This is a genomic window from Paenibacillus sp. Mc5Re-14, assembly GCF_001049835.1.
Lineage (GTDB): Bacteria > Bacillota > Bacilli > Paenibacillales > Paenibacillaceae > Paenibacillus > Paenibacillus polymyxa_C.
Map to the genome: position 1 here is coordinate 3,204,664 of NZ_CVPD01000001.1, position 22,837 is coordinate 3,227,500.

The window sequence follows — 22,837 nt, forward strand, 5'->3', positions numbered from 1 at the left end:
AGGAGGGAAACTCAGTGCCAATTAAAAAGTATAAACCGACGTCCCCGGCCAGACGTGCAATGTCTGTATCTACTTTCGAGGAGATCACAACAAATCAGCCCGAGAAATCGTTGCTGGCACCTCTGAGCAAGCAAGCTGGACGTAATAACCAAGGTAAAATTACAGTTCGTCATCATGGCGGCGGACACAAACGTAAATACCGTATTATTGACTTCAAACGTAACAAAGATGGAATACCGGGCCGCGTTGCTACGATCGAATATGATCCAAACCGTACGTCCAACATCGCACTTATCCACTATGTGGATGGTGAAAAACGTTACATCATCGCTCCTAAAGGTCTGAAAGTAGGAGATGTAGTGGTATCCGGTCCGGACTCCGATATTAAAATCGGTAACTCCTTGCCATTGGAAAACATTCCAGTAGGTACGGTTATCCACAATATCGAATTGAAACCGGGTAAAGGTGGCCAACTTGTTCGTGCTGCTGGTACGGAAGCCCAACTTCTTGGTAAAGAAGAGAAGTATGTTACAATTCGTTTGACCTCTGGTGAAGTGCGGCGCATTCTGAAAGTTTGCCGTGCTACAATTGGATCTGTTGGTAACGAAGACCACGAACTTGTTAAGATCGGTAAAGCTGGTCGTAGTCGTTGGTTGGGACAACGTCCTGAAGTTCGCGGTGTTGTTATGAACCCTAACGATCACCCACACGGTGGTGGTGAAGGTCGCGCTCCAATCGGACGTAAATCTCCAATGTCTCCATGGGGTAAACCAACCCTTGGTTACAAGACACGTAAAAAAGGCAAAGCATCTGATAAGTACATCGTTCGTCGTCGTACTAAGTAATAAAACGTGCGCTTAAGTCGCACGTTAACATAATAAAGAACGACTACGTTTTAACGAAGGGAGGATTCACAAATGGGTCGCAGTCTCAAAAAAGGACCATTTATTGATGGTTACCTGTTGAAAAAAGTAGAGGTTTTGAACGAGTCTGACAAAAAAGTCGTGATCAAAACTTGGTCCCGTCGCTCTACGATTTTCCCGCAATTTATCGGACACACGTTTGGTGTATATGATGGTCGTAAACACGTGCCTGTATACGTAACGGAAGATATGGTTGGACACAAATTGGGCGAATTCGCTCCAACGCGTACGTACAAAGGCCATACGGATGACGATAAGAAAACAAGAAGATAATCAACACAGCGTAGTGTTTGAGAGGAGGTAACTCAATGGAAGCAAAAGCACATGCTAAATCCGTGCGGATTTCCGCTCGCAAAGTGAAACTTGTTATCGATTTGATTCGTGGCAAGCAGGTAGGTGAGGCGATTGCAATTCTTCGTCACACTCCGAAATCCGCTTCTCCAGTCGTTGAGAAATTGTTGAATTCTGCTATCGCGAACGCAGATCACAACTACTCTATGGACGTAAATAAATTGGTAGTGTCTGAGGTTTTTGTAAACCAAGGTCCTACAATGAAACGGTTCCGCCCGCGTGCAATGGGTCGTGCAAGCCGCATCAATAAACGCACCAGTCATATTACTCTGGTGGTATCTGAAAAATAAGGAGGGAAAACGTGTGGGCCAAAAGGTAAATCCCGTCGGACTCCGAATCGGTATTATCCGTGATTGGGAATCCAAATGGTATGCAGGCAAAGATTTCGGTGATCTTTTGCTGGAAGACGTTAAGATTCGTGAGCATCTGAAGAAAAGATTGAAAGACTCCGCTGTATCCCGTGTTGAAATCGAGAGAGCAGCTAACCGTGTCAACGTAACGATTCACACTGCGAAACCAGGTATGGTTATCGGTAAGGGTGGTTCCGAAGTTGAAAATCTGCGTAATGAAATCACTAAAATCGCAGGCGGTAAAAAGGTACACATCAATATCTCTGAAATTAAAAATCCTGAACTGGATGCAATTCTTGTTGCTGAAAGCATTGCACAACAATTGGAACGTCGTGTTTCTTTCCGTCGTGCGTTGAAACAAGCAATTCAAAGAACTATGCGTTCCGGTGCAAAAGGAATTAAAACTCAAGTAGGCGGACGTCTTGGCGGTGCCGAAATCGCTCGTTCCGAAGGATACAGCGAAGGAACTGTTCCACTGCATACACTTCGTGCTGACATCGACTACGGTACAGCAGAAGCTCATACTACTTATGGCCGTCTTGGCGTAAAAGTATGGATCTATCGTGGAGAGGTTCTTCCTCCAGCTAAGAAACAAGCTCCTCAGGAAGGAGGCAACTAATCATGTTGGTACCTAAACGCGTAAAACATCGTAAACAACAACGTGGTCACATGAAGGGTCGTGCAAAAGGCGGTACTACACTGAATTTTGGTGAGTACGGTTTGCAAGCTACTGAACCAGCATGGATCACTAACCGTCAAATCGAAGCTGCTCGTATTGCGATGACTCGTTACATCAAACGTGGTGGTAAGGTTTGGATTAAAATTTTCCCTGACAAACCAATTACTCAAAAGCCTCTTGAGGTTCGTATGGGTAGTGGTAAAGGTAACGTAGAAAAATGGGTTGCAGTAGTGAAACCAGGTAAGATCATGTTTGAACTTGCTGGTGTACCGGAAGAGATTGCTCGTGAAGCAATGCGTCTTGCCGCTCACAAACTGCCAATCAAAACTAAGTTTGTGAAACGTGAAGAATTGGGTGGTGAAGCAAATGAAGGCTAGTGAATTCCGCAACCTTACCACTGCTGAAATCGAACAAAAGATCTCTGGTTTTAAAGAAGAACTTTTCAACCTTCGTTTTCAACTCGCTACCGGTCAGCTTGATAACCCGACTCGGATCGGTGCTGTGCGTAAGGAAATTGCTCGTGCTAAAACTGTGATCCGTGAAAGAGAACTTGGGATTAGCTAAGATATTAGACCGGGTGGGAATTCCGCCTGTAATTAGGAAGGAGGCCAACAATGAGCGAACGTAATGCCCGTAAAGTATTAGTCGGTAAAGTAGTCAGCGACAAAATGGATAAAACGATTGTGATTGCTGTAGAAACTTACAAAAAACATGATCTCTACCATAAACGCATTAAAGTGACTAAAAAATTCAAAGCTCATGATGAAAACAACACTGCACAAATCGGTGATACTGTTAAAATCATGGAAACTCGTCCTTTGTCCAAAGACAAAAACTGGAGACTGGTCGAAATCGTTGAAAAAGCTGTTATAATCTAATGTAGTGTAGTTTTTCCGAAAGGAGGATAAATAAATGATTCAACCATTTACACGTTTGACTGTGGCTGACAATTCCGGCGCGAAGGAACTGATGTGTATCCGTGTGCTCGGTGGTACGGGACGTCGTACAGCTCAAATTGGTGACCTGATCGTTTGTTCCGTAAAACAAGCAACACCAGGCGGCGTTGTCAAAAAGGGTGATGTAGTAAGAGCGGTTGTCGTTCGTACTAAACGTTCTATCCGCCGTAAAGACGGTTCCTACATCGGATTTGATGAGAACGCAGCAGTGGTCGTTAAAGAAGACAAGAGCCCACGCGGTACTCGTATTTTCGGACCAGTTGCTCGCGAACTTCGTGATAAAGACTTCATGAAAATCGTTTCCTTGGCTCCGGAAGTGATCTAAATTCACCTTAAAATGTGCCCGTAGGAGGTGTACGAAATGCCAAAAGTGAAAAAAGTTCTGGAATCCCATAACAACAAGCTGCACGTCAAAAAAGACGATACTGTTCTGGTGATTACAGGTAAAGATAAAGGTAAAAAAGGTCGCGTTATCGCTGCTTACCCTCGTCAAAACCGTGTGCTTGTGGAAGGTGTTAACATGATTAAAAAACACCAAAAGCCTAATCAGCTGAATCCACAAGGCGGCATCATCGAGAAAGAAGCTCCGATTCACGTTTCCAACGTTATGCACATTGATCCGAAGAGCGGAAAAGTAACTCGTGTGGGTTACAAGGTTTTGGACAACGGAAAAAAAGTGCGTATTGCAAAACGTTCAGGCGAAGTGATCGACTAATTATTTTTTGAAGAAAGGAGGACTATGATTCATGGCAACAACAAGAATGAAAGAACGTTTCTTGAAAGAAATCACTCCTGCTTTGATGCAGAAGTTCAACTATACAACAGTGATGCAAGTGCCTAAAATCGAGAAAGTTGTAATCAACATGGGTGTTGGCGACGCAGTCCAAAACTCCAAAGTACTTGATTCGGCTCTCAACGACATGCAGCTGATCGCTGGTCAAAAACCAGTTATCACTCGCGCAAAAAAATCTATTGCAGGTTTTAAATTGCGTGAAAACATGCCGATCGGTGTAAAGGTAACACTTCGTGGCGAGCGTATGTATTATTTCTTGGACAAATTGTTCAACATCACACTCCCTCGCGTACGTGACTTCCATGGCGTATCAACAAAAGCTTTCGACGGACGTGGTAACTACACGCTTGGTTTGAAAGAACAGTTGATCTTCCCGGAAATCGAGTACGATCAAGTTGATAAAGTTCGTGGTATGGATATCGTTATCGTAACGACTGCCAAGACTGACGAAGAGTCCCGTGAGCTTCTGACTCAGCTGGGCATGCCTTTCGCGAAATAATGTTGGCATAACGTTTCGGGCGTCTGATTTAAAGACACCCTGTTCTCCGAAACTATTTAGGAGGTGTCAGGCTAAGTGGCAAAAACTTCAATGAAAGTCAAACAACAACGCGCACCAAAGTTTAAAGTTCGTGCTTATACTCGTTGCGAACGTTGTGGTCGTCCACATTCGGTGCTGCAAAAGTTTAAGATTTGCAGAATTTGCTTCCGTGAATTAGCTTATAAAGGCCAGATTCCTGGCGTGAAAAAAGCAAGCTGGTAAAAAGTCCTGTTTGGGAAGGAGGTTTATACACAATGACTATGTCTGATCCAATTGCAGATATGCTTACTCGTATTCGTAACGCGAACACTGTTCGCCACGAAACAGTAGAAATGCCTGCATCTACAATGAAAAAACAAATCGCCGACATCCTGAAACGTGAAGGATTCATTCGTGATGCGGAATTTGTTGAAGATAGCAAACAAGGGATCATCCGTATTTTCTTGAAATACGGTGCGAACAACGAGCGTGTTATCACAGGTTTGAAAAGAATCAGTAAACCAGGTCTTCGCGTTTACACGAAGAGCAATGAGATTCCACGCGTACTGGGTGGACTCGGGATCGCAATCATTTCAACATCCAAAGGTATCATGACCGACAAAGAAGCACGTCAGTCCAAAGCCGGCGGAGAAGTGGTTTGCTACGTTTGGTAATTTAACGTTTAAAAGATAGGAGGTGCAACAGATATGTCCCGTATTGGTCGTAAACCAATCACAGTACCAAGTGGTGTTGACGTGACTTTGAACAACACAGTGATCACAGTTAAAGGTCCTAAAGGAACATTGACTCGTGAGCTTCATAAAGACATGTCCGTTACTGTGGAAAATAATGAAATTAATGTAGTTCGTCCTTCGGACAACAAACTTCACCGCTCTTTGCATGGAACAACCCGCAGCGTTGTCAATAACATGGTAAGTGGTGTAACTGAAGGCTTTTCAAAATCTCTGGAGCTGGTTGGGGTCGGATATCGTGCAAGCAAATCCGGAGATAAAATCGTTCTGAACGTTGGATACTCTCATCCGGTTGAAATTTCACCGGAAGCGGGCATCGAATTCGAAGTTCCTTCGAACACTAAAATCATCGTTCGCGGAATTGATAAAGAGCGCGTAGGTGCCTATGCTGCTAAAATCCGTTCCGTTCGTGAACCTGAACCGTACAAAGGTAAAGGGATTAAATACGAAGGCGAGCGCATCATCCGTAAAGAAGGTAAAGCCGGTAAGAAGAAATAAGTTTCTTACCGACTTTTGTGCGGTCTTTCTACTGGAAAGACTTGTACTTCTTTTTTACCCAGTGCGTCTTAGTATAAAGTTTTAAAAGGCAAACTGAAGGGAGTGAAAACTTGAGATGATTACAAAACAAGATAAAAATAAAGCGCGTGTCAGAAGACATCTGCGTGTACGTAAGAAAATCGAAGGTACGGCTGTACGTCCTCGTTTGAACGTATTCCGCTCTTCCAAGCATATCTACGCACAACTGATTGATGATGTTGCTGGTGTAACATTGGTTTCTGCATCCACTATGGATAAAGAGCTGAGCAGCGAAATCAAAAACGGTGGTAGTGTAGAAGCAGCTCGTAAGGTTGGCGAACTCGTTGCTAAACGTGCGAAAGAAAAAGGCCATGCTAACATCGTATTTGATCGTGGTGGATACTTGTATCATGGACGGATTCAAGCTTTGGCTGATGCAGCTCGCGAAGCAGGCCTTGAATTCTAAGACATTTCTCAAAAGGAGGTTAACGACTTGCGTGTAGATCCGAATACTTTGGAACTGACTGAAAGAGTAGTAAATATTAATCGTGTAGCTAAAGTTGTCAAAGGCGGACGCCGTTTTAGCTTCAGTGCTCTGGTAGTAGTGGGCGACGGCAACGGCTGGGTAGGCGCTGGAATCGGTAAAGCGGGCGAAGTACCTGATGCGATTCGCAAAGGTATTGAAGATGCTAAGAAAAACCTGGTTCACGTTCCACTCGTAGGCACAACAATTCCTCACCTTGTTACAGGTAAGTTCGGTGCTGGCCGGGTTCTGTTGAAACCGGCATCGGAAGGTACTGGGGTTATCGCTGGTGGTCCAGTTCGTGCTGTTCTGGAACTTGCTGGTGTAGGTGATATCTTGACAAAATCTTTGGGTTCTTCGAATTCCATGAATATGGTCAATGCGACTTTGGAAGGTTTGTCCCGCTTGAAACGCGCTGAAGATGTTGCTAAATTGCGCGGCAAATCCATCGAAGAGCTGCTGGGCTAAGGAGGGAATATCATGGCGAAATTAGAAATTACCCTCGTTCGTTCGTTGATCGGCCGTCCTGGTACTCAGAGAACGACTGTTAAAACGCTCGGCTTGCGTAAAATCAACCATAAAGTAGTTCAACCCGACAATGCAGCGATTCGCGGGATGATTAATCAAGTTAGCCATTTGGTTTCTGTTAAAGAAATCGAGGCTTAAGAAATAAAGTATTTTAACAATAATCAAGGAGGTGCAACGAACGATGAAGTTACATGAGCTTTCCCCAGCTCCAGGCTCCCGCAAAGAACGTAAGCGTTTGGGTCGTGGTCCTAGTAGCGGTACGGGTAAAACTTCTGGTCGTGGTCATAAGGGTCAAAACGCTCGTTCCGGCGGTGGTGTACGTCCGGGCTTCGAGGGTGGTCAAAACCCACTGTATCGTCGCTTGCCTAAACGCGGTTTCGTAAATCCTACTCGTAAAGAGTATGCGGTTTTGAATATCGAAGATTTGAACAGTTTTGCAGCGGGTACAGAAGTAAGCCCTGAGTTTTTGCTGAACAATGGTATTGTGAAGAACGCGAAATCCGGAATTAAAATTCTGGGTAACGGTGAAATCACTGTGAAATTGACAGTTAAAGCGAACAAGTTCTCTCAATCTGCGGTAGAGAAAATTGAAGCTGCCGGCGGTAAAACCGAGGTGATCTAATGTTCAAGACCCTGAAAAATATATGGCGGGTTGAGGATCTTAGAACCCGAATCCTGTTTACCCTGTTTATACTCTTTGTATATCGTATTGGCTCCTTCGTGCCGGTTCCCGGTGTGAATAAGCAAGTCTTTACTTCTCAGGATCAGGCAGGAAGCGAGTTGTTTGGACTCCTTAACACCTTCTCAGGGGGCGCATTGTATCAGTTTTCGATCTTCGCCCTCGGGATTATGCCATATATTACAGCGTCCATCATTGTACAGTTGCTGTCAATGGACGTGATTCCGAAACTTGCGGAATGGGCTAAACAAGGAGAGCATGGTAAAAAGAAATTGGCTCAAATTACACGGTATGGTACTGTAATACTAGGCTTAATCCAAGCATTCGGAACGTCGATTGGTTTCAATCGACTGTACGGTGCAGCGATGATTCCAGGTGCTACTTTTGCTGATTATCTGGTTATTGCCATTGTGCTTACAGCAGGGACTACGTTCCTTATGTGGCTTGGTGAGCAAATTACCGAAAAGGGAATTGGTAATGGTATCTCTATTGTAATCTTCGCAGGGATCGCGGCAGGTATTCCAAGACATATTCGGACGATTGTAGAATCTCAGTTTATTCAAGCAGATCAGCTGTTTATGAATATCCTGAAGGCAATTATCATTGCCTTGGTGGTTGTTCTGATTATTGTGGGTGTTATCTACATCCAACAAGGTATTCGGAAAATTCCAGTACAATACGCTAAACGTGTAGTTGGCAACAAGATGTACGGTGGCCAGAATACGCATATTCCGATGAAAATAAATGCGGCAGGCGTTATTCCGGTAATCTTTGCGGTATCATTGCTGCAATTCCCGACAATTATTGCGAGTTTCTGGGCAGATCATGCTTGGGCTAAGTGGATTACCACTTACTTGTATTATGACAAGCCGCTGGGCATGGTTTTGTATGTCGTAATGATTATCGGTTTCACATTCTTCTATACCTTTGTACAGATGAATCCGCAGCAAATGGCCGACAACATGAAGAAAAACGGCGGTTATATCCCGGGTATTCGCCCAGGTAAAGCTACGGAGAAATACTTGACACGAGTAATGTCACGTTTGACAATGACAGGAGCTTTGTTCCTAGCAGTCATATCCGTTTTGCCGGTATTCTTCGGTTCGCTTTCGGGCTTGCCTCGTTCCGTGCAAATTGGCGGTACTTCATTGCTCATCATTATTGGTGTAGCATTGGATACGATGAAGCAAATCGAAAGCCAACTGATCAAACGCCATTACAAAGGCTTCATCAACAAATAGGCAATAGGTACCGGCATAGGATGTTCGCATGCTTACCGGCACCTTTTGTGCTGTTTCTTGTGTAGGGGTCGTCTTGAGGAGTGACAGATTGTGAATATTTTGATCATGGGCCCTCCGGGGGCTGGTAAAGGTACACAAGCAGATGTCATTGTGAAGGAGTTCGGCATTCCTCATATCTCGACAGGTGATGCGTTTCGCCTAGCGATGAAACAGGGAACACCTATTGGCATTAAAGCCAAAGAGTATATTGACAAGGGTGAACTTGTTCCGGATGATGTAACAATCGGTATCGTTGAAGAACGACTACAGCAGCCGGATTGCAAGAAAGGTTTCTTGCTAGACGGTTTTCCAAGAACTTTAGCTCAAGCTGAAGCCTTGGATCAAATTTTGGGTCGTTTGAACACGAAGCTGGATGATGTCATCAACCTGAAAGTGGATCGTGACAACTTGTTGGCACGAATCACAGGACGGCGAGTTTGTAAAAGCTGCGGAGCTAGCTATCATATTGTCTTTAATCCTCCTAAGGTTGAAGGCATTTGCGATAAAGACGGTGGTGAACTCTATCAGCGTCCTGACGATAACGAAGATAGCGTAAGAACACGACTTGACGAATATAGTAATAAAACAGCACCACTCCTCACGTTTTATGAGAACCAGAATCTTCTGCGTCATATTGACGGAGAACAGGATATTGATGTGGTTTCCCAAAATATCGTGTCCTTGTTGCGGGGTTAGCTGTAATGATCATTTGCAAGTCGGGGACGGAATCAAGCTTTATGAGGAAAGCTAGGAAAATGAATTCGGCAACGAGTCATTTCTTAGCAGGACACATCGAGCCCGGTATTACGACCGGTGAACTTGATCATTTAGCTGATCGGTATATTCGCAGTCAGGGAGCTGTGCCGTCTTTTAAAGGTTATAACGGTTTTCCTGCTAGCATTTGCGCTTCAGTCAACGAACAACTGGTGCACGGATTTCCCGGCAAACGCAAGTTAAACAAAGGCGATGTCCTTACTAAAACTCGCCAGTTTACAATGTCGCATGCCATTCGGCAATATATTGAGAATCCAAACCGTGGTATTTCCGAGCAGGGACCGAGGCTGAAAACCGGCATTGTGCTGGCTATTGAATCAATGATTCCAATAGGTACTCACCTTGTAGGGACGCTAGAAGACAACTGGACGGTCGTTACGATGAACGTAATCTCTTGTACTCCTTATGAGCAATTGGTGACGGACGAAGTGGACGACATGGACATTTTCACGAAACTGAGTGCGTAGGTGATTGGAATGAATCAGCAAGGAAACCTGCAAATCGGTCAGCTGGTGAAGATTCTGAAAGGCAGAGGTGCCGGACAGATTGCGGTTGTCGTTTCAATAGCAGATAGCAGGTTTGTGTATATTGCGGATGGGGATAAACGAAAGTTTGATCAAGCGAAGAAGAAAAATGTTCTTCATTTGGTGCCTCAGCCAAAGATTAGTAGCGAGATTGTAAATAGTTTAAACGAAAGCGGTCGGGTGACGAACGGAAAACTGCGGCATGCAGTGAAAACTTTCCTGGACTCGTCCGAATACCAAGCTGAAGAGAAAGGAGACTGACTTTGGCCAAAGAAGATGTCATTGAGGTTGAAGGTACGGTAATCGAGCCACTGCCGAACGCTACGTTCAAGGTAGAGCTGGAGAACGGTCATCAAATTCTTGCTCATGTTTCCGGAAAGCTGCGGATGCACTTTATCCGTATTTTGACAGGCGACAAGGTGGTTGTACAGTTATCGCCTTACGATTTAACCAAAGGCCGTATAACGTACCGCAAGTAATTCATGCAGGTTTTTATTAAACGTATGTCATTTAAAAAAACTTGTTTTGCTCGGCAAAACGATGTGAATGTTCACGAAGCGAGTTTTACCAGGGTAAAGCTTGGAGGAGGTAATCAACATGAAGGTAAGACCTTCTGTAAAACCTATTTGCGAGAAATGCAAAGTCATTCGCCGCAAAGGGAATGTAATGGTTATTTGCGAAAATCCGAAACACAAACAAAAACAAGGTTAATAGAAGGGGGTGTAGCGTAAAATGGCTCGTATAGCTGGTGTGGATTTGCCACGTGACAAACGCGTTGAGATCGCCTTGACTTACATTTTCGGAATCGGTAAGACGACTTCTCAGAAAATTTTGAAGGAAACAGGCATCAGTGCAAACACGCGTGTTCGTGATTTGACTGAAGATGAAGTGAGCAAATTACGTGAAACGATCGACAAAGAAGTTAAAGTAGAAGGCGATCTGCGTCGTGAAATTTCCTTGAATATTAAACGTCTGACTGAGATTGGCTGCTACCGTGGTGTTCGTCACCGTCGTGGATTGCCTGTTCGCGGACAACGTACTAAAACTAATGCTCGTACCCGTAAAGGTCCTCGTCGGACTGTAGCGAACAAGAAGAAATAAGAAGGGAGGATAACATTCAATGGCTAAACCGAAAAAAGTTGTACGCACAAAACGCCGTGACCGTAAAAATATCGAGAGTGGCGTGGCACACATCCGTTCCACGTTCAACAACACGATCGTTACGATCACAGATCCACACGGTAACGCAATCTCTTGGGCCAGCTCAGGCGGCATGGGATTCCGTGGTTCCCGTAAATCTACTCCATTCGCAGCGCAAATGGCCGCAGAAACTGCTGCTAAAGCTGCTATGGAACACGGCATGAAGACAGTCGAAGTCATGGTTAAAGGACCTGGTGCAGGTCGCGAAGCAGCAATCCGCTCTTTGCAAGCTGCTGGTCTGGAAGTTAACCTGATCAAAGACGTAACTCCGGTACCTCATAACGGATGCCGTCCTCCAAAACGTCGTCGCGTCTAATGAGATTTCTCCTCTGCGTGTAGTATAGATCCGGCACAAACTGCCAAGAATGGATGTTTAGGTATACTGCATGATAGACTATGGATAAGGTGAATGTTTCATATAGGAGCGACGTTTTGAAGGAGGGATATTGCAGTGATAGAAATCGAAAAGCCGAAAATTGAGACGGTTGACGTCAATGATGATGGCACCTATGGAAAATTCGTAGTAGAACCGCTGGAACGCGGATACGGTACGACGCTTGGGAACTCGCTTCGCCGTATTCTGTTATCCTCGTTACCGGGGGCAGCAGTCACATCGGTTCAGATCGATGGGGTTCTGCACGAGTTTGCAACGGTTCCCGGTGTGAAGGAAGACGTAACGGAGATCATTCTGAACTTGAAAGCTTTATCGCTTAAAATCCACTCAGATGAAGAGAAAGTACTCGAAATCGATGCGGAAGGCGAAGGAGTTGTAACGGCAGGTGATATCCGTGCGGATAGTGATGTGGAAATTCTTAATCCGGATCTTCACATTGCAACGCTCGGACCGGGTTCGAGACTTCACATGCGTATTTTTGCCAATCGCGGTCGCGGTTACGTTAAGCAGGATCGGAATAAACGTGATGACCAGCCGATCGGCGTCATTCCCGTCGACTCCATCTACACTCCGATTGCACGCGTGAACTACGGCGTAGAAAATACGCGTGTCGGCCAGGTTACGAATTATGACAAGCTGACACTTGAGGTTTGGACTGACGGAACTATTCGTCCTGAAGAAGCTGTGAGCCTTGGAGCCAAAATTTTGACCGAGCATGTGATGCTATTCGTGGGTCTCACGGATGAAGCAAAAGATGCAGAAATTATGGTCGAAAAAGAAGAAGACAAAAAAGAAAAAGTTCTTGAAATGACGATCGAAGAGCTGGATCTCTCCGTCCGTTCCTATAACTGCCTTAAGCGCGCTGGTATCAATACGGTACAAGAACTCACGACTAAATCTGAAGAAGATATGATGAAGGTCCGTAACTTGGGTCGCAAATCTTTGGAAGAAGTACAAGAGAAGCTCGAGGAACTTGGTTTAGGACTTCGTACGGAAGAATAGCACAGCAACGTTTTTGTGAAGGAGGGGAAACTACATGGCATACCAAAAATTGGGCCGTAATTCTAGTGCCCGTAAAGCTTTGTTTCGTGATTTGGTAACCGATCTGTTCTTGTATGAGCGTATCCAAACTACTGAGGCTAAAGCGAAAGAAGTTCGTTCTATTGCTGAAAAACTGATCACCAAAGCGAAAAAAGGAGATCTGCACGCACGTCGTCAAGTGGCTGCGTTCGTTCGCCGTGAAACTTTGGATGGTGAGCAGGATGCAATCCAAAAGCTGTTTAGCGAATTGGCTACACGTTACAATGAGCGTCCAGGTGGATACACTCGTATCCTGAAACTGGGACCTCGTCGTGGCGACGCCGCTCCAATGGTATATCTGGAATTGGTTGACCGCGCGTAAACAGGCGAAGATGAGGGAAGGGTGGACAGAATCGGCTTGATTCTGAACAACCCTTTTTTTCTCTTGGAGGAGTCCTCGAGGGGCTTCTCCTTTGTTATGTTCGGTTATTTCCTGTAAGGCCAGAGAATACCCCTACAAAGGTGTGAGAAGCATGCGGAACTTGTGCATGAAGGTGAACTATGATGGAACCCACTATGATGGCTTTCAGACGCAGCCTAGTGGCAACACTATTCAGGACTGCCTTGAAAATGCTATATACTCATTGACGGGCGAACGTCTGAAAATTACGGGCTCAGGACGGACAGATGCAGGTGTGCATGCATACGGGCAGGTATTCAATTTTCATACTGAATCGCCGATTCCGATACATCGCTGGTGTCTGGCACTTAATGCCTGGCTGCCTCGTGATATCATCGTTACGGATGCGAGAGAGGTGCCACTGTCCTTTCATGCACGCCGAATGGCGAAGCGGAAGACGTATCGGTACAGTATTAATGCGAACCGTTTTCCAGACATCTTTCACCGTCGTACACAGGCCCATCATCCAACGAGTCTGGATGTAAGAGCGATGGAAAAGGGGTTGGCTCATTTAGTGGGCACCTTTGACTATACTTCGTTCGCATCTCGACGTTCCCAAAAGACGAACCATGTTCGCACTATTTACGAAGCCTATATAACGGTAGACCATTCCTTTTCGCGTCCTGGGTCGGATGATCAGGGAATTATTCATACGTATATTACAGGTAGCGGATTTTTGCAGCACATGGTTCGGATTATAATGGGGACTTTGCTGGAAGTGGGAGAAGGCAAAAAATCGCCGGATGATATTCCTTCCATTTTGGAAGCAAAAAACCGTTCAAAGGCCGGACCTACTGCCGTTGGACACGCTTTAACGCTCTGGAATGTAGAGTACGAAGAAAACATCAAAAAACATTGATTTTTCCCTTGCAGAATTGATGGTTATCCTGTAATATAAAAGTTGTGTTTTCTTAATGGCTTTCCCACAGCCCCAATTAAGATAATCACTTTATAGCAACATCTAATCCATCAATAATGCAGCAACTTAACGAACGAAGATAAATGATGATTTCTGTTAACGAACTTAAGGAGGATACTTTTCATGCGTACTACGTATATGGCGAAGCCAAATGAAGTTGAGCGCAACTGGCACATCATTGATGCCGAAGGCAAAACGCTCGGCCGTCTGGCAAGCGAAGCGGCTGCGTTGATTCGCGGCAAACACAAGCCACAGTTTACACCACATGTGGACACAGGTGATTTTGTTGTTGTAATCAATGCGGAGAAAATCGTATTGACCGGTAAAAAAATGGAGAACAAGAAATACTATCGTCACTCCCTGCACCCAGGTGGTCTGAAAGTAACAGTTGCACAAGATATGGTTAAGAACAAACCTGAACGTATGTTGGAATTGGCTGTTCACGGTATGCTTCCTAAAACTCGTCAAGGCGACAAAATGAAGCTGAGACTTAAAGCTTACAGAGGTACAGAGCATCCACATGCAGCACAAAAACCTGAAGTTTACGAACTTCGCGGATAATTAAAAGGGAGGACAGTTTCATGGCACAAGTACAATACTATGGGACAGGTCGTCGTAAACATTCGGTAGCTCGTGTTCGTCTCGTACCGGGTGAAGGACGCATTGTCATCAATAAGCGTGATATTAATGAATATTTCGGTTTGGAAACTCTCAAACTGATCGTAAAACAACCACTGAATCTGACAGAAACACTTGGCAGCTATGACGTACTCGTTATCGCTCATGGTGGTGGTATCTCTGGTCAAGCAGGCGCAATCCGTCACGGTATTTCCCGTGCTCTGTTGAAAGCAGACCCAGAATTCCGTCCAGCTTTGAAAAAAGCAGGATTCTTGACTCGTGACCCACGTATGAAAGAACGTAAAAAGTACGGTCTCAAAGCCGCTCGTCGTGCACCACAGTTCTCGAAACGTTAATATTTCGAATACAGAAGAACCTTTTCCTTATGGAAAGGGTTCTTTTTTATTTAGATTATTTGCTGCTCATTAACCACATGTGGATAAATGGATCTACACTAGAGTTTTATTGCTTCATCTGCTCTGCAATACATAAATAAGCGCATATACTGTCTGGAATACGTAAGTTATCCACGATGTTACTAAAGTAGGTATAGTTATGCACAAATATAGTGTGCTATTTTAACACGGTTTATCCTGTAATGTTCACAACCTGTGACTAATTAAAAAGATCAGAGAATTTTTTTGTTTTCCCAATTTGATAAAAGCTTATATATCTTCTGGTTGAGCAATGGCTATTCTATCCTGTGTAGCTGTTTTGGTGACGTCCAGGATACAGCAAGGGATACATCGTTTAGCTTATGCGTACTAGCTGTAGAGCAATCTCTAGCCTACTACTGCCCATCTCCTCGGCTACCGTATTGCAGCGATGATGAGGAGTTTTTATAACCATTGAGAACGAGCCTATAATAGGGCTCCAGTTACGTTAAGGGCTTATTTGTGCCCCAATGTATTAATTCCTCTTCAAGGGCTGCTGTGAGCGCTATAGGAGTGGATAGAGGCTTATTAGCGATTTGGGTGCCATTTCTTTTTAATATTCCTTAATAAAAGTACGATTAGTGTCAGAGCTGGTTTACCTTGAGTTGATGCCGGCCACGTACGCTTCATCTTTGAATGAAAATGAATATAAGATGTTCGATCCCTAAATATATCTCCTCGTACAAATTCAAGGATAATCATGGATCTATGGAACGACGCTTTTATCCTCAGCTATTTTCATCTGATCATAATAATCAAATCTAGTCAGGAATACGATGGCAACCGCGTAGCGGATATATCTTTGGCACTGGTGGAGTAGAGAAAGCATCTTCATTGACCTAAAATATTTACGTTCAGGCATACCCTCTGCTATAAATAGTTACTTTTAGTTATGAAGCAACCTAAGGACAATTTTCAAACGTATGATATAAGAATATTTTATATAAAGCCAATGAACTTGATTGGATATGCAGGAGAGCGTTAAAGAATGCTGACAGAACAACGTTCCTTCATCATGCGAGAGAATAAATGTTTACAGTATGACGATTTTGCTTGGATTGACAATGGATATGAAAGTTTTATACTGTACTTAATCTTATTAGTTTAGTCGGCTTTGGAGCATCACTTATTTATGAATCTTCATATGGAGGCGCATTGATAATGAATTTATTGGAGAAAGAAGCGTTGATTAGAGTCAAGGCAAGTGAACTGGAAGAGGCTACGCCTGAAGAAATTATCAAGTATGCAGTTCATACATTTCCCAACCTTACCTTTGCTTGTAGCTTCGGAGCAGAAGATGTAGTACTAGTAGATATGCTTCAAAGAATTAGCCCTTCTACCGATATTTTTTATTTAGATACCGACTTTCATTTTCAAGAAACTTACGATACGCGAGATCAGATGAAAGCTAGATACAATTTGGATTTTGTTAGAGTTTCTCCCTTAATGACTCCAGAAGAGCAAGCTGCGGAGCATGGAGAGGAGCTGTGGAAATCAAATCCTAATGCATGCTGTGGTATCCGCAAGGTTGAGCCGCTGACACGTATTCTGTCTCAATACGATGCATGGATTACCGGTATCCGTCGCGATCAGGCTCCTACGCGTGCGAATGCAAAAAAGGTAGAGTATGATGAAAAGTTTGGTCTCGTTAAATTTAACCCCTTGGCGAGCTGGACTTCCGAGGACGTATGGAACTATATTCGCACTCATGAAGTATTGTATAATCCATTGCATGACCGTAATTTCCCCAGTATTGGCTGTGAGCAATGTACACGTGAAGTCCTGCCAGGTGAAGATCCACGTGCTGGTCGTTGGTCAGGGAATGAGAAAACGGAGTGTGGGCTCCATCAATAAAATGGTATATAGGTAGCGCTGAGACTTTATTTATGATATAGAAAGGAAGTGCATCATGACTGCAATTCTTCCGCATGGCGGAACGCTCGTTGACAGAAATATTACAGGACCGGAGCAAGAAGCACTCTTGCAGGCTGCAGGTGAATTGTTTCCTATCCCTGTAAACCCATGGACGATTTCTGATCTGGATTTGATTGGAGTAGGGGCCTTCTCTCCATTGACGGGATTTATGAATGAGTCGGATTATCGTTCGGTGGTAACGGATATGCGTCTTGCGGATGGTACAGTCTGGAGTATTCCCATTACTCTTGCAGTAGTAGAAACCATAGCCAGTGAACTGAAACTAGGTCAACAGGTGGCTTTGGTGGGGGAAACAGATGGTATCATCTATGCTGTACTTGATATTGAGAGTATTTATCAGGTTGACCAGGCAGAGGAAGCCAGATGTGTATTCAAGACGGATGACCCGGCCCATCCTGGCGTAAACAAATTGTTAGATCGGCCTGCTACCTATGTAGGTGGAACAGTGCAAGTGCTGAATCGACCCGAACCTACACAATTTAGCGAATTTTATTACACGCCAGCACAGACACGTAGCCTTTTTGCTGAAAAGGGATGGAAGACAGTGGTCGGTTTTCAAACACGAAATCCGGTACACCGGGCACATGAGTACATCCAAAAAAGCGCGATGGAAATTGTGGATGCTTTATTTCTAAATCCGCTCGTTGGAGAGACCAAGTCAGATGACGTTCCAGCAAATGTTCGTATGAAGAGCTATCTGGTGTTGCTGGACAACTATTATCCGGCTGATCGAGCCTTACTAGGGGTCTTTCCTGCCGCCATGCGATACGCTGGTCCTAGAGAGGCCATTTTCCATGCTATTGTGCGAAAGAACTTTGGTTGCACCCATTTTATTGTCGGAAGAGATCATGCCGGTGTAGGGGATTATTACGGTACCTATGAAGCGCAGGAAATTTTCAAGCACTTTACACCTGAAGAGCTGGGGATTACCCCGTTGTTTTTTGAACACAGCTTTTACTGCACCCAATGTGGAAATATGGCCTCAAGCAAAACATGTCCACATCCTAAGGAGCACCATTTGACGCTCTCCGGCACCAAAGTGAGGGAATTGTTGCGCTCCGGGGTTTGTCCGCCACCTGAATTTACACGACCTGAGGTCGCTCAAGTGCTGATTGAAGGTATGAAAGAATATGTTCATGCCTGAGTTGTACTAACTACACGCCTCGTCCCATATAGATTATTAGTATCTGTATAGGACGGAGGCGTTTTGTTATGCAAAAAAACAATCGTAAAAAAGAGGTCACACTGTGGATTCGCTATCGGACGCTGCAAAAAGTGCTGGTAGGCTGTTGTCTCGCTGTTCTATTTATCATGCTGACATTGTATGAGATACCTGCTTCGAGAGCGTGGATTCATTGGAGTCTACCGCTTACTGGTAAGGTAATTGCTATAGATGCCGGACACGGAGGGCCTGATGGAGGAGCGGTTAGCAAAGAGGGGGTCATTGAAAAGGATATTAATTTGGCGATCGCTTTTTATTTGCGGGATTATTTGCAGCAAGCAGGAGCTGTTGTCGTCATGACACGTGAGGATGATCGTGATCTGGCGCAGCAAGAAACAAAAGGCTACTCCAGAAGAAAAACGGAGGATTTAAAGCAACGGGTACGTATGATTGAGGAGCAGAAAGCGGACCTCTTTTTAAGTATTCATATGAACAGTATCCCGTCGAGCCGTTGGAGTGGAGCCCAGACCTTTTTCGTACCTAATCATGCAGATAACGAGAATTTGGCGTCCTTAATACAGGAAGAAATCAAGCGCAACTTGGAAAATACGGACAGAGTGGCTAAGACCGTAAACACGGTCTATTTATTAAAAGCACTCAAAATGCCGGCAGCTCTTGTAGAAGTCGGATTTTTGTCCCATCCAGAGGAAGCCAGACGACTCAGTGACGAGAACTATCAAAGACAAGTGGCTGCATCCATATATAAAGGGATTTTGCGTTACAGTGCCGGGGAAAAGGGAACCTCATCAGCACCTGAAGTCAGATAGTGGTATACTGTAAGTGTTTACCACTACGTAAATCACTAAAGCAGAGGTGCTGATTATTCATGCAATCGAGAGAGCAAGTTATAGAGCTACTTCAGCAAGTGCGAGAGCCTCAAACGGGACGCCGTTTGGTTGATCTCCATTTTATTCGGGATGTGGTTGTTAAAGAGGATCGGGTATCATTGACTGCTATTGCCCTGGATAGCCAGGAAGAGACGCGGACAGAACTGGATCGGGAAATCCGGCAGACGTTAGAAAAGGCAGGATTAAGTCACGTTCATATTCGTATTCGTGAGGCATCTGAGTCTGAAAAGTCAGCTATTCAAAATGGAGAGGATACCGAGGAGGTAGCTGATCCGGTATTGACCAAAGGACATGCTGTCGGTATGGAAGAACATGAGCTACTTAACCCAGCATCTGGCGTACGATTTATTGCCATTGCAAGCGGAAAAGGTGGTGTCGGGAAATCGACAGTAGCTGTGAATTTGGCGGCAGCTTTAGCCAGACAGGGTAAGCGAGTGGGATTAATTGATGCTGATATCTATGGATTCAGTGTGCCTGATATGATCGGGGTAGAGGATGTACCTTCTGTCGAAGATGGTATCATTCAGCCAGTGGAACGGTTTGGTATCAAGATCATGTCCATGGGCTTCTTTGTTAGAGAAAACAATCCGGTTATTTGGAGAGGTCCCATACTGGGAAGAATGCTTAGACAGTTTTTTAGTGATGTCGAATGGGGCAAGCTGGATTATATGATACTTGATTTACCGCCAGGTACTGGTGATGTAGCGCTTGACGTACATCAAATGATCCCGCAGAGTGAAGAAATCATTGTCACTACTCCGCATGCGACGGCAGCTTTTGTAGCTGCACGTGCAGGGGCAATGGCCCTTCAAACGGATCATAAGGTCATAGGCGTGGTGGAGAACATGTCCTATTATGTGTCCTCCACGGGAGAAAAAGACTATGTTTTTGGACGGGGAGGCGGGGCTATGTTGGCAGATACACTTCATACGAAACTTTTGGCGCAAATTCCGCTGGGTATCCCAGATAATCATCCGTCAGAAGCTGATTTTTCTCCATCAGTATATAAATCGGAGTCGGCGACAGGAGCTATTTATGATGATATAGCCGCCCAAATTACGAGGTTGCACATGGAATCTAAATAATAAAAAAGGCTGGTTGTTGAACCAGCCTTTTTTTTACTGACCTCCTCCTTGCCCGCCTTCACTACCGCCTTGTTCTCCTTCACCTCCACCACCATCTTGTTTTTGATCCCCAGAGCCACCTTGCTCTCCGCCTTTTTTCTCAACCTTAGGTTGAAGTTCTTCTTGAACGACAGTTTTGAGTAAATTCATGACCTCAAGCCGAAAAATCGGATTCTGCATAGCATCATGCATGACTGTCATAGATTGTTTGCGATATTCGGGAGTTTTAGTTAAGTCCATGTACATCTTGGTTAGTTCAGGCGATTTTAGCATCGCTTCAATTGATTTTTGGTAAGAAGGGTCTTTTATAAGCTGCATATGAAGCTGTTTGCTTTGACTGTTGATGGCTTTGGCAAATTCTCCGGCAAAACGCGGATCAGTCATAATTTTTTCGATTTCTTTTTTATATTCAGGTGAGATTAAAGTATCTTTTACTGCGATTTTCATCTGTTCAGCGGATTGCGTGGGCATAAGCATTTTCATTCCCATGCTGCCCCCAGCTCCACCTCCTCCACCACTTTGGCCGGATTGTCCCTCTTTTTCCCCGGTTAAAGCTTCTTCTACGGCTTTTTTTCCATCATCACTTTTCAAGATATCGACAACCATCGTTTTCATCTCTTTATAACTGGTCTGGGGAGGTGCAGAACCCTGATCCGAGCCGCAGCCGCTCAGTGCAACGCCCAGCACGCATACCATGCTAACAAATCGCAAACGAGTCCAATTCATGGCCGTATTCCTCCTTTATCATGAATGTGGATAGTATGCGGATGATTGGGGAGAAATATGTCGAGTTGTTTTTGGTTTTTAGCTGAGAACGATGTAAAATAACTCCTTAAAGACCCAGAGCTTGATCGCGAACCTCTTTACCTTTTACTGTACCCTGTTGAAGCAGTTCGGATACAGTCACGAATTCATAGCCTTGTGCCCGCAACTTGTCGATAATGATGGGCAACGCTTCATGAGTTTGTTTGCAAGAATCACTGGCATGAAGAAGGACGATATCACCGGGATGAGCTTTATTTACAACACGGTCGATGATGACCTGCGTACCAGGGTTTTTCCAGTCCAGGGAGTCAGTATCCCATTGAATGGTTTTGTAGCCTAAAGTGCTGGCAACTTGAAGTACCCTTTTGTCAAAGTCACCATTAGGCATGCGGATTAACTTCGGGGATTGTCCAGTCAGCTCGGTTAATGTGGTATGAGCCGTTGAAATCTGTTTACGAATCTCTTCATCGCTTAAGCTGCTATAATTTTCGTGTTTATGGCCATGACTGCCAATCTCAAATCCGCTTTCTTTAATTTGATTCACGAGTTCTGGATGTGTTTTGCTCCAAGGGGCAGAAAGAAAAAAGGTGGACTTGGTCACTTTTTTATCTTCGAGAACCTTTAAAATGGGAGCAGTACGCTTATCCCCCCAGCTAATGTCGAAGGTGAGAGCGATCAGCTTTTTATCCGTTGGTACACTGTAAATGGCAGTTGGCGCTTCCTCGGAAAAGACCGTAACATTATCGGTTTCTACATAAATGACTCCAGCAGTAAAGATGGCCGCTGCCATTACGATCAAGAATCGTTTGATTTTTTTGCCGTTCAATACATAGAAAAAAGAATTCATGGTTAATGCCCCTTTCATCTTAGAAGTGCTTGTTTACTTAAAGCTATGCCAGGGGTTATCAATTATTCCATTGGACCAATAGGAGGCATCAACAAATGGGACTAAAAGCATTTTTTTATGATTTACGCACGACAAGACGGCTAATTTTGATCGCTGCACTTTTTTTCTGCGCAAGTATTGTAGTGGGATGGTTAAGTACAGGTGTTATTCAGGCTATGTTGGCACAACAAATGAAGGGACTGGGGGGAGTGGCGCAACGATTGCAGAACTCTGAGCATCCACAATGGAGTTTTTTTGTGTTTATTTTTTTCAATAATGCAATCAAATGCGTGCTGGTTATATATACCGGGGCTCTTTTTGGAATCGTACCGTTTATATTTTTGATTGTGAACGGAATGGTTTTAGGTTTCGTAGTACACCTGCAGACAGATATGGGAAGAAGTATGTATGAAATTGTCGTAAAAGGATTATTGCCTCATGGTGTGATTGAATTGCCTGTTTTAATTATCGCCTGTGCCTTCGGATTGAAGTTTGGAGTCAATATAATATCTACCCTAGGTACAAGCATAGGACTAAAACGCAAAGGTACTGGCCCATCGTGGGAGTTTTTTTTGAAACAAACGTTGACCGTGTCAATATGGTCTGTCATCTTTCTGTTTATAGCAGCTGCGATTGAGAGCGGCATAACTTATCGTTTATTGTCGCATTAAAATAATATGGCCAATTATTTATATATTTCCCGAAAATTGAACATAACAAAGGGGAGAGCGTAAAGAAAAACATTAAAGATTACTTGGAGTAAGTTTGAAACCTTAGCAGTTGAGTTTAAAAACAGGTAAAGTTTGGAACAATTAATTGGGCAAATATAAGTACTATATAATCTGCTGATAAGGGAGTATGGTCATA

38 protein-coding genes (1 of these 38 cut by a window edge) are annotated in these 22,837 nt (G+C 44.2%); 36 read left to right on the top strand and 2 right to left on the bottom strand.

Features of this window, described 5'->3' with window-relative positions; translation table 11 throughout:
• Nucleotides 1–14 precede the first annotated feature (14 nt).
• The 34 genes from rplB (at nucleotide 15) to BN1546_RS14670 (ending at nucleotide 20,280) form a co-directional block, all read left to right on the top strand.
• Entirely contained in the window at nucleotides 15–845 is an 831-nt protein-coding gene (rplB, locus tag BN1546_RS14505; protein WP_016818651.1) for a 50S ribosomal protein L2, read from the top strand.
• 72 nt (nucleotides 846–917) lie between these two features.
• Nucleotides 918–1,196: a 30S ribosomal protein S19 gene (gene rpsS, locus BN1546_RS14510; RefSeq protein WP_007432579.1), complete on the top strand. Its 279-nt coding sequence runs from the start codon at nucleotides 918–920 to the stop codon at nucleotides 1,194–1,196.
• Between the two features lie 35 nt (nucleotides 1,197–1,231).
• Nucleotides 1,232–1,564, top strand: coding sequence for a 50S ribosomal protein L22 (gene rplV / locus BN1546_RS14515; protein ID WP_007432578.1), 333 nt, complete (start codon nucleotides 1,232–1,234; stop codon nucleotides 1,562–1,564).
• A 13-nt stretch (nucleotides 1,565–1,577) separates the two neighbouring features.
• A complete protein-coding gene (rpsC, locus tag BN1546_RS14520; RefSeq protein ID WP_007432577.1) occupies nucleotides 1,578–2,243 on the top strand; it encodes a 30S ribosomal protein S3 in 666 nt (221 codons plus the stop codon).
• Nucleotides 2,244–2,245: 2 nt separating this feature from the next.
• A complete protein-coding gene (rplP, locus tag BN1546_RS14525; RefSeq protein ID WP_007432576.1) occupies nucleotides 2,246–2,680 on the top strand; it encodes a 50S ribosomal protein L16 in 435 nt (144 codons plus the stop codon).
• Complete coding sequence (rpmC, locus tag BN1546_RS14530; RefSeq protein WP_007432575.1) at nucleotides 2,670–2,867, top strand: 50S ribosomal protein L29; 198 nt, start codon at nucleotides 2,670–2,672, stop codon at nucleotides 2,865–2,867. Before rplP ends, rpmC begins: the two co-directional genes overlap by 11 nt.
• Before the next feature lie 50 nt (nucleotides 2,868–2,917).
• Nucleotides 2,918–3,181, top strand: coding sequence for a 30S ribosomal protein S17 (gene rpsQ, locus BN1546_RS14535; RefSeq protein ID WP_007432574.1), 264 nt, complete (start codon nucleotides 2,918–2,920; stop codon nucleotides 3,179–3,181).
• A 34-nt stretch (nucleotides 3,182–3,215) separates the two neighbouring features.
• Nucleotides 3,216–3,584: a 50S ribosomal protein L14 gene (rplN, locus tag BN1546_RS14540; RefSeq protein ID WP_007432573.1), complete on the top strand. Its 369-nt coding sequence runs from the start codon at nucleotides 3,216–3,218 to the stop codon at nucleotides 3,582–3,584.
• Between the two features lie 36 nt (nucleotides 3,585–3,620).
• Nucleotides 3,621–3,974: a 50S ribosomal protein L24 gene (rplX, locus tag BN1546_RS14545; protein WP_013312155.1), complete on the top strand. Its 354-nt coding sequence runs from the start codon at nucleotides 3,621–3,623 to the stop codon at nucleotides 3,972–3,974.
• A 31-nt stretch (nucleotides 3,975–4,005) separates the two neighbouring features.
• On the top strand, nucleotides 4,006–4,551 hold the full coding sequence (gene rplE, locus BN1546_RS14550; RefSeq protein WP_007432571.1) for a 50S ribosomal protein L5: 546 nt from the start codon (nucleotides 4,006–4,008) through the stop codon (nucleotides 4,549–4,551).
• 75 nt (nucleotides 4,552–4,626) lie between these two features.
• Nucleotides 4,627–4,812, top strand: a complete 186-nt coding sequence (locus BN1546_RS14555) for a type Z 30S ribosomal protein S14 (protein ID WP_010348808.1) — start codon at nucleotides 4,627–4,629, stop codon at nucleotides 4,810–4,812.
• 32 nt (nucleotides 4,813–4,844) lie between these two features.
• Nucleotides 4,845–5,243 carry a 30S ribosomal protein S8 gene (gene rpsH, locus BN1546_RS14560; RefSeq protein ID WP_007432570.1) on the top strand — a complete coding sequence of 133 codons (399 nt, stop codon included), beginning with the start codon at nucleotides 4,845–4,847 and terminating at the stop codon, nucleotides 5,241–5,243.
• Nucleotides 5,244–5,276: 33 nt separating this feature from the next.
• Nucleotides 5,277–5,819, top strand: a complete 543-nt coding sequence (gene rplF, locus BN1546_RS14565) for a 50S ribosomal protein L6 (RefSeq protein WP_013373263.1) — start codon at nucleotides 5,277–5,279, stop codon at nucleotides 5,817–5,819.
• A 115-nt stretch (nucleotides 5,820–5,934) separates the two neighbouring features.
• Nucleotides 5,935–6,303: a 50S ribosomal protein L18 gene (gene rplR / locus BN1546_RS14570; protein WP_007432568.1), complete on the top strand. Its 369-nt coding sequence runs from the start codon at nucleotides 5,935–5,937 to the stop codon at nucleotides 6,301–6,303.
• Nucleotides 6,304–6,330: 27 nt separating this feature from the next.
• A complete protein-coding gene (gene rpsE / locus BN1546_RS14575; RefSeq protein WP_013373261.1) occupies nucleotides 6,331–6,828 on the top strand; it encodes a 30S ribosomal protein S5 in 498 nt (165 codons plus the stop codon).
• 12 nt (nucleotides 6,829–6,840) lie between these two features.
• Nucleotides 6,841–7,026: a 50S ribosomal protein L30 gene (rpmD, locus tag BN1546_RS14580; RefSeq protein WP_013373260.1), complete on the top strand. Its 186-nt coding sequence runs from the start codon at nucleotides 6,841–6,843 to the stop codon at nucleotides 7,024–7,026.
• Nucleotides 7,027–7,069: 43 nt separating this feature from the next.
• On the top strand, nucleotides 7,070–7,510 hold the full coding sequence (gene rplO, locus BN1546_RS14585; protein WP_013312149.1) for a 50S ribosomal protein L15: 441 nt from the start codon (nucleotides 7,070–7,072) through the stop codon (nucleotides 7,508–7,510).
• Nucleotides 7,510–8,808: a preprotein translocase subunit SecY gene (secY, locus tag BN1546_RS14590; RefSeq protein ID WP_013373259.1), complete on the top strand. Its 1,299-nt coding sequence runs from the start codon at nucleotides 7,510–7,512 to the stop codon at nucleotides 8,806–8,808. The genes rplO and secY overlap by 1 nt, the downstream gene beginning before the upstream one ends.
• 90 nt (nucleotides 8,809–8,898) lie before the next feature.
• Nucleotides 8,899–9,543: an adenylate kinase gene (locus BN1546_RS14595; protein WP_013373258.1), complete on the top strand. Its 645-nt coding sequence runs from the start codon at nucleotides 8,899–8,901 to the stop codon at nucleotides 9,541–9,543.
• Between the two features lie 5 nt (nucleotides 9,544–9,548).
• Nucleotides 9,549–10,088: a M24 family metallopeptidase gene (locus BN1546_RS14600; RefSeq protein WP_090738082.1), complete on the top strand. Its 540-nt coding sequence runs from the start codon at nucleotides 9,549–9,551 to the stop codon at nucleotides 10,086–10,088.
• A 9-nt stretch (nucleotides 10,089–10,097) separates the two neighbouring features.
• Nucleotides 10,098–10,406 (top strand): KOW domain-containing RNA-binding protein, encoded by a 309-nt coding sequence (locus BN1546_RS14605; RefSeq protein WP_013373256.1) that lies wholly within the window; start codon nucleotides 10,098–10,100, stop codon nucleotides 10,404–10,406.
• Between the two features lie 2 nt (nucleotides 10,407–10,408).
• The gene (gene infA / locus BN1546_RS14610) at nucleotides 10,409–10,624 is read left to right on the top strand and encodes a translation initiation factor IF-1 (protein ID WP_006212898.1); all 216 of its coding nucleotides are present in this window, start codon (nucleotides 10,409–10,411) and stop codon (nucleotides 10,622–10,624) included.
• A 118-nt stretch (nucleotides 10,625–10,742) separates the two neighbouring features.
• The gene (gene rpmJ / locus BN1546_RS14615; RefSeq protein ID WP_003333770.1) at nucleotides 10,743–10,856 is read left to right on the top strand and encodes a 50S ribosomal protein L36; all 114 of its coding nucleotides are present in this window, start codon (nucleotides 10,743–10,745) and stop codon (nucleotides 10,854–10,856) included.
• A 21-nt stretch (nucleotides 10,857–10,877) separates the two neighbouring features.
• The gene (rpsM, locus tag BN1546_RS14620; RefSeq protein ID WP_007432560.1) at nucleotides 10,878–11,246 is read left to right on the top strand and encodes a 30S ribosomal protein S13; all 369 of its coding nucleotides are present in this window, start codon (nucleotides 10,878–10,880) and stop codon (nucleotides 11,244–11,246) included.
• A 19-nt stretch (nucleotides 11,247–11,265) separates the two neighbouring features.
• Complete coding sequence (rpsK, locus tag BN1546_RS14625) at nucleotides 11,266–11,661, top strand: 30S ribosomal protein S11 (RefSeq protein WP_007432559.1); 396 nt, start codon at nucleotides 11,266–11,268, stop codon at nucleotides 11,659–11,661.
• Between the two features lie 135 nt (nucleotides 11,662–11,796).
• The gene (locus BN1546_RS14630) at nucleotides 11,797–12,741 is read left to right on the top strand and encodes a DNA-directed RNA polymerase subunit alpha (protein ID WP_013373254.1); all 945 of its coding nucleotides are present in this window, start codon (nucleotides 11,797–11,799) and stop codon (nucleotides 12,739–12,741) included.
• Nucleotides 12,742–12,775: 34 nt separating this feature from the next.
• Nucleotides 12,776–13,141 (top strand): 50S ribosomal protein L17, encoded by a 366-nt coding sequence (rplQ, locus tag BN1546_RS14635; RefSeq protein ID WP_013373253.1) that lies wholly within the window; start codon nucleotides 12,776–12,778, stop codon nucleotides 13,139–13,141.
• 151 nt (nucleotides 13,142–13,292) lie between these two features.
• Nucleotides 13,293–14,078 (top strand): tRNA pseudouridine(38-40) synthase TruA, encoded by a 786-nt coding sequence (gene truA, locus BN1546_RS14640; RefSeq protein ID WP_025365929.1) that lies wholly within the window; start codon nucleotides 13,293–13,295, stop codon nucleotides 14,076–14,078.
• 183 nt (nucleotides 14,079–14,261) lie between these two features.
• Nucleotides 14,262–14,699, top strand: a complete 438-nt coding sequence (rplM, locus tag BN1546_RS14645) for a 50S ribosomal protein L13 (RefSeq protein ID WP_013373251.1) — start codon at nucleotides 14,262–14,264, stop codon at nucleotides 14,697–14,699.
• A 20-nt stretch (nucleotides 14,700–14,719) separates the two neighbouring features.
• Complete coding sequence (rpsI, locus tag BN1546_RS14650; RefSeq protein ID WP_013373250.1) at nucleotides 14,720–15,112, top strand: 30S ribosomal protein S9; 393 nt, start codon at nucleotides 14,720–14,722, stop codon at nucleotides 15,110–15,112.
• A 1,239-nt stretch (nucleotides 15,113–16,351) separates the two neighbouring features.
• Nucleotides 16,352–17,044, top strand: coding sequence for a phosphoadenylyl-sulfate reductase (locus BN1546_RS14655; protein ID WP_040102793.1), 693 nt, complete (start codon nucleotides 16,352–16,354; stop codon nucleotides 17,042–17,044).
• 55 nt (nucleotides 17,045–17,099) lie between these two features.
• Nucleotides 17,100–18,269: a sulfate adenylyltransferase gene (gene sat / locus BN1546_RS14660; RefSeq protein ID WP_090738084.1), complete on the top strand. Its 1,170-nt coding sequence runs from the start codon at nucleotides 17,100–17,102 to the stop codon at nucleotides 18,267–18,269.
• Between the two features lie 68 nt (nucleotides 18,270–18,337).
• Nucleotides 18,338–19,114 (top strand): N-acetylmuramoyl-L-alanine amidase CwlD, encoded by a 777-nt coding sequence (cwlD, locus tag BN1546_RS14665; RefSeq protein ID WP_090738086.1) that lies wholly within the window; start codon nucleotides 18,338–18,340, stop codon nucleotides 19,112–19,114.
• Nucleotides 19,115–19,173: 59 nt separating this feature from the next.
• On the top strand, nucleotides 19,174–20,280 hold the full coding sequence (locus BN1546_RS14670) for an Mrp/NBP35 family ATP-binding protein (protein WP_090738088.1): 1,107 nt from the start codon (nucleotides 19,174–19,176) through the stop codon (nucleotides 20,278–20,280).
• 33 nt (nucleotides 20,281–20,313) lie between these two features.
• Here the strand turns inward: BN1546_RS14670 and gerD are convergent, their stop codons facing one another.
• Both gerD and pdaB read right to left on the bottom strand, forming a co-directional pair.
• Entirely contained in the window at nucleotides 20,314–21,045 is a 732-nt protein-coding gene (gene gerD, locus BN1546_RS14675) for a spore germination lipoprotein GerD (RefSeq protein ID WP_013373244.1), read from the bottom strand.
• 106 nt (nucleotides 21,046–21,151) lie between these two features.
• Nucleotides 21,152–21,931, bottom strand: coding sequence for a polysaccharide deacetylase family sporulation protein PdaB (pdaB, locus tag BN1546_RS14680; protein WP_025679930.1), 780 nt, complete (start codon nucleotides 21,929–21,931; stop codon nucleotides 21,152–21,154).
• A gap of 95 nt (nucleotides 21,932–22,026) precedes the next feature.
• On the opposite strand from pdaB, the gene BN1546_RS14685 reads away from it, so the two are divergent.
• Both BN1546_RS14685 and BN1546_RS14690 read left to right on the top strand, forming a co-directional pair.
• Nucleotides 22,027–22,641, top strand: coding sequence for a stage II sporulation protein M (locus tag BN1546_RS14685; RefSeq protein WP_090738090.1), 615 nt, complete (start codon nucleotides 22,027–22,029; stop codon nucleotides 22,639–22,641).
• A gap of 195 nt (nucleotides 22,642–22,836) precedes the next feature.
• On the top strand, nucleotide 22,837 holds a 1-nt sliver of the coding sequence (locus BN1546_RS14690) for a hypothetical protein (RefSeq protein WP_013312131.1). The gene runs 230 nt beyond the window's last position; a 1-nt sliver of its 231-nt coding sequence is all that appears in the window; only part of the start codon is in view: it crosses the right edge, with 1 base visible at nucleotide 22,837; its stop codon lies beyond the right edge, outside the window.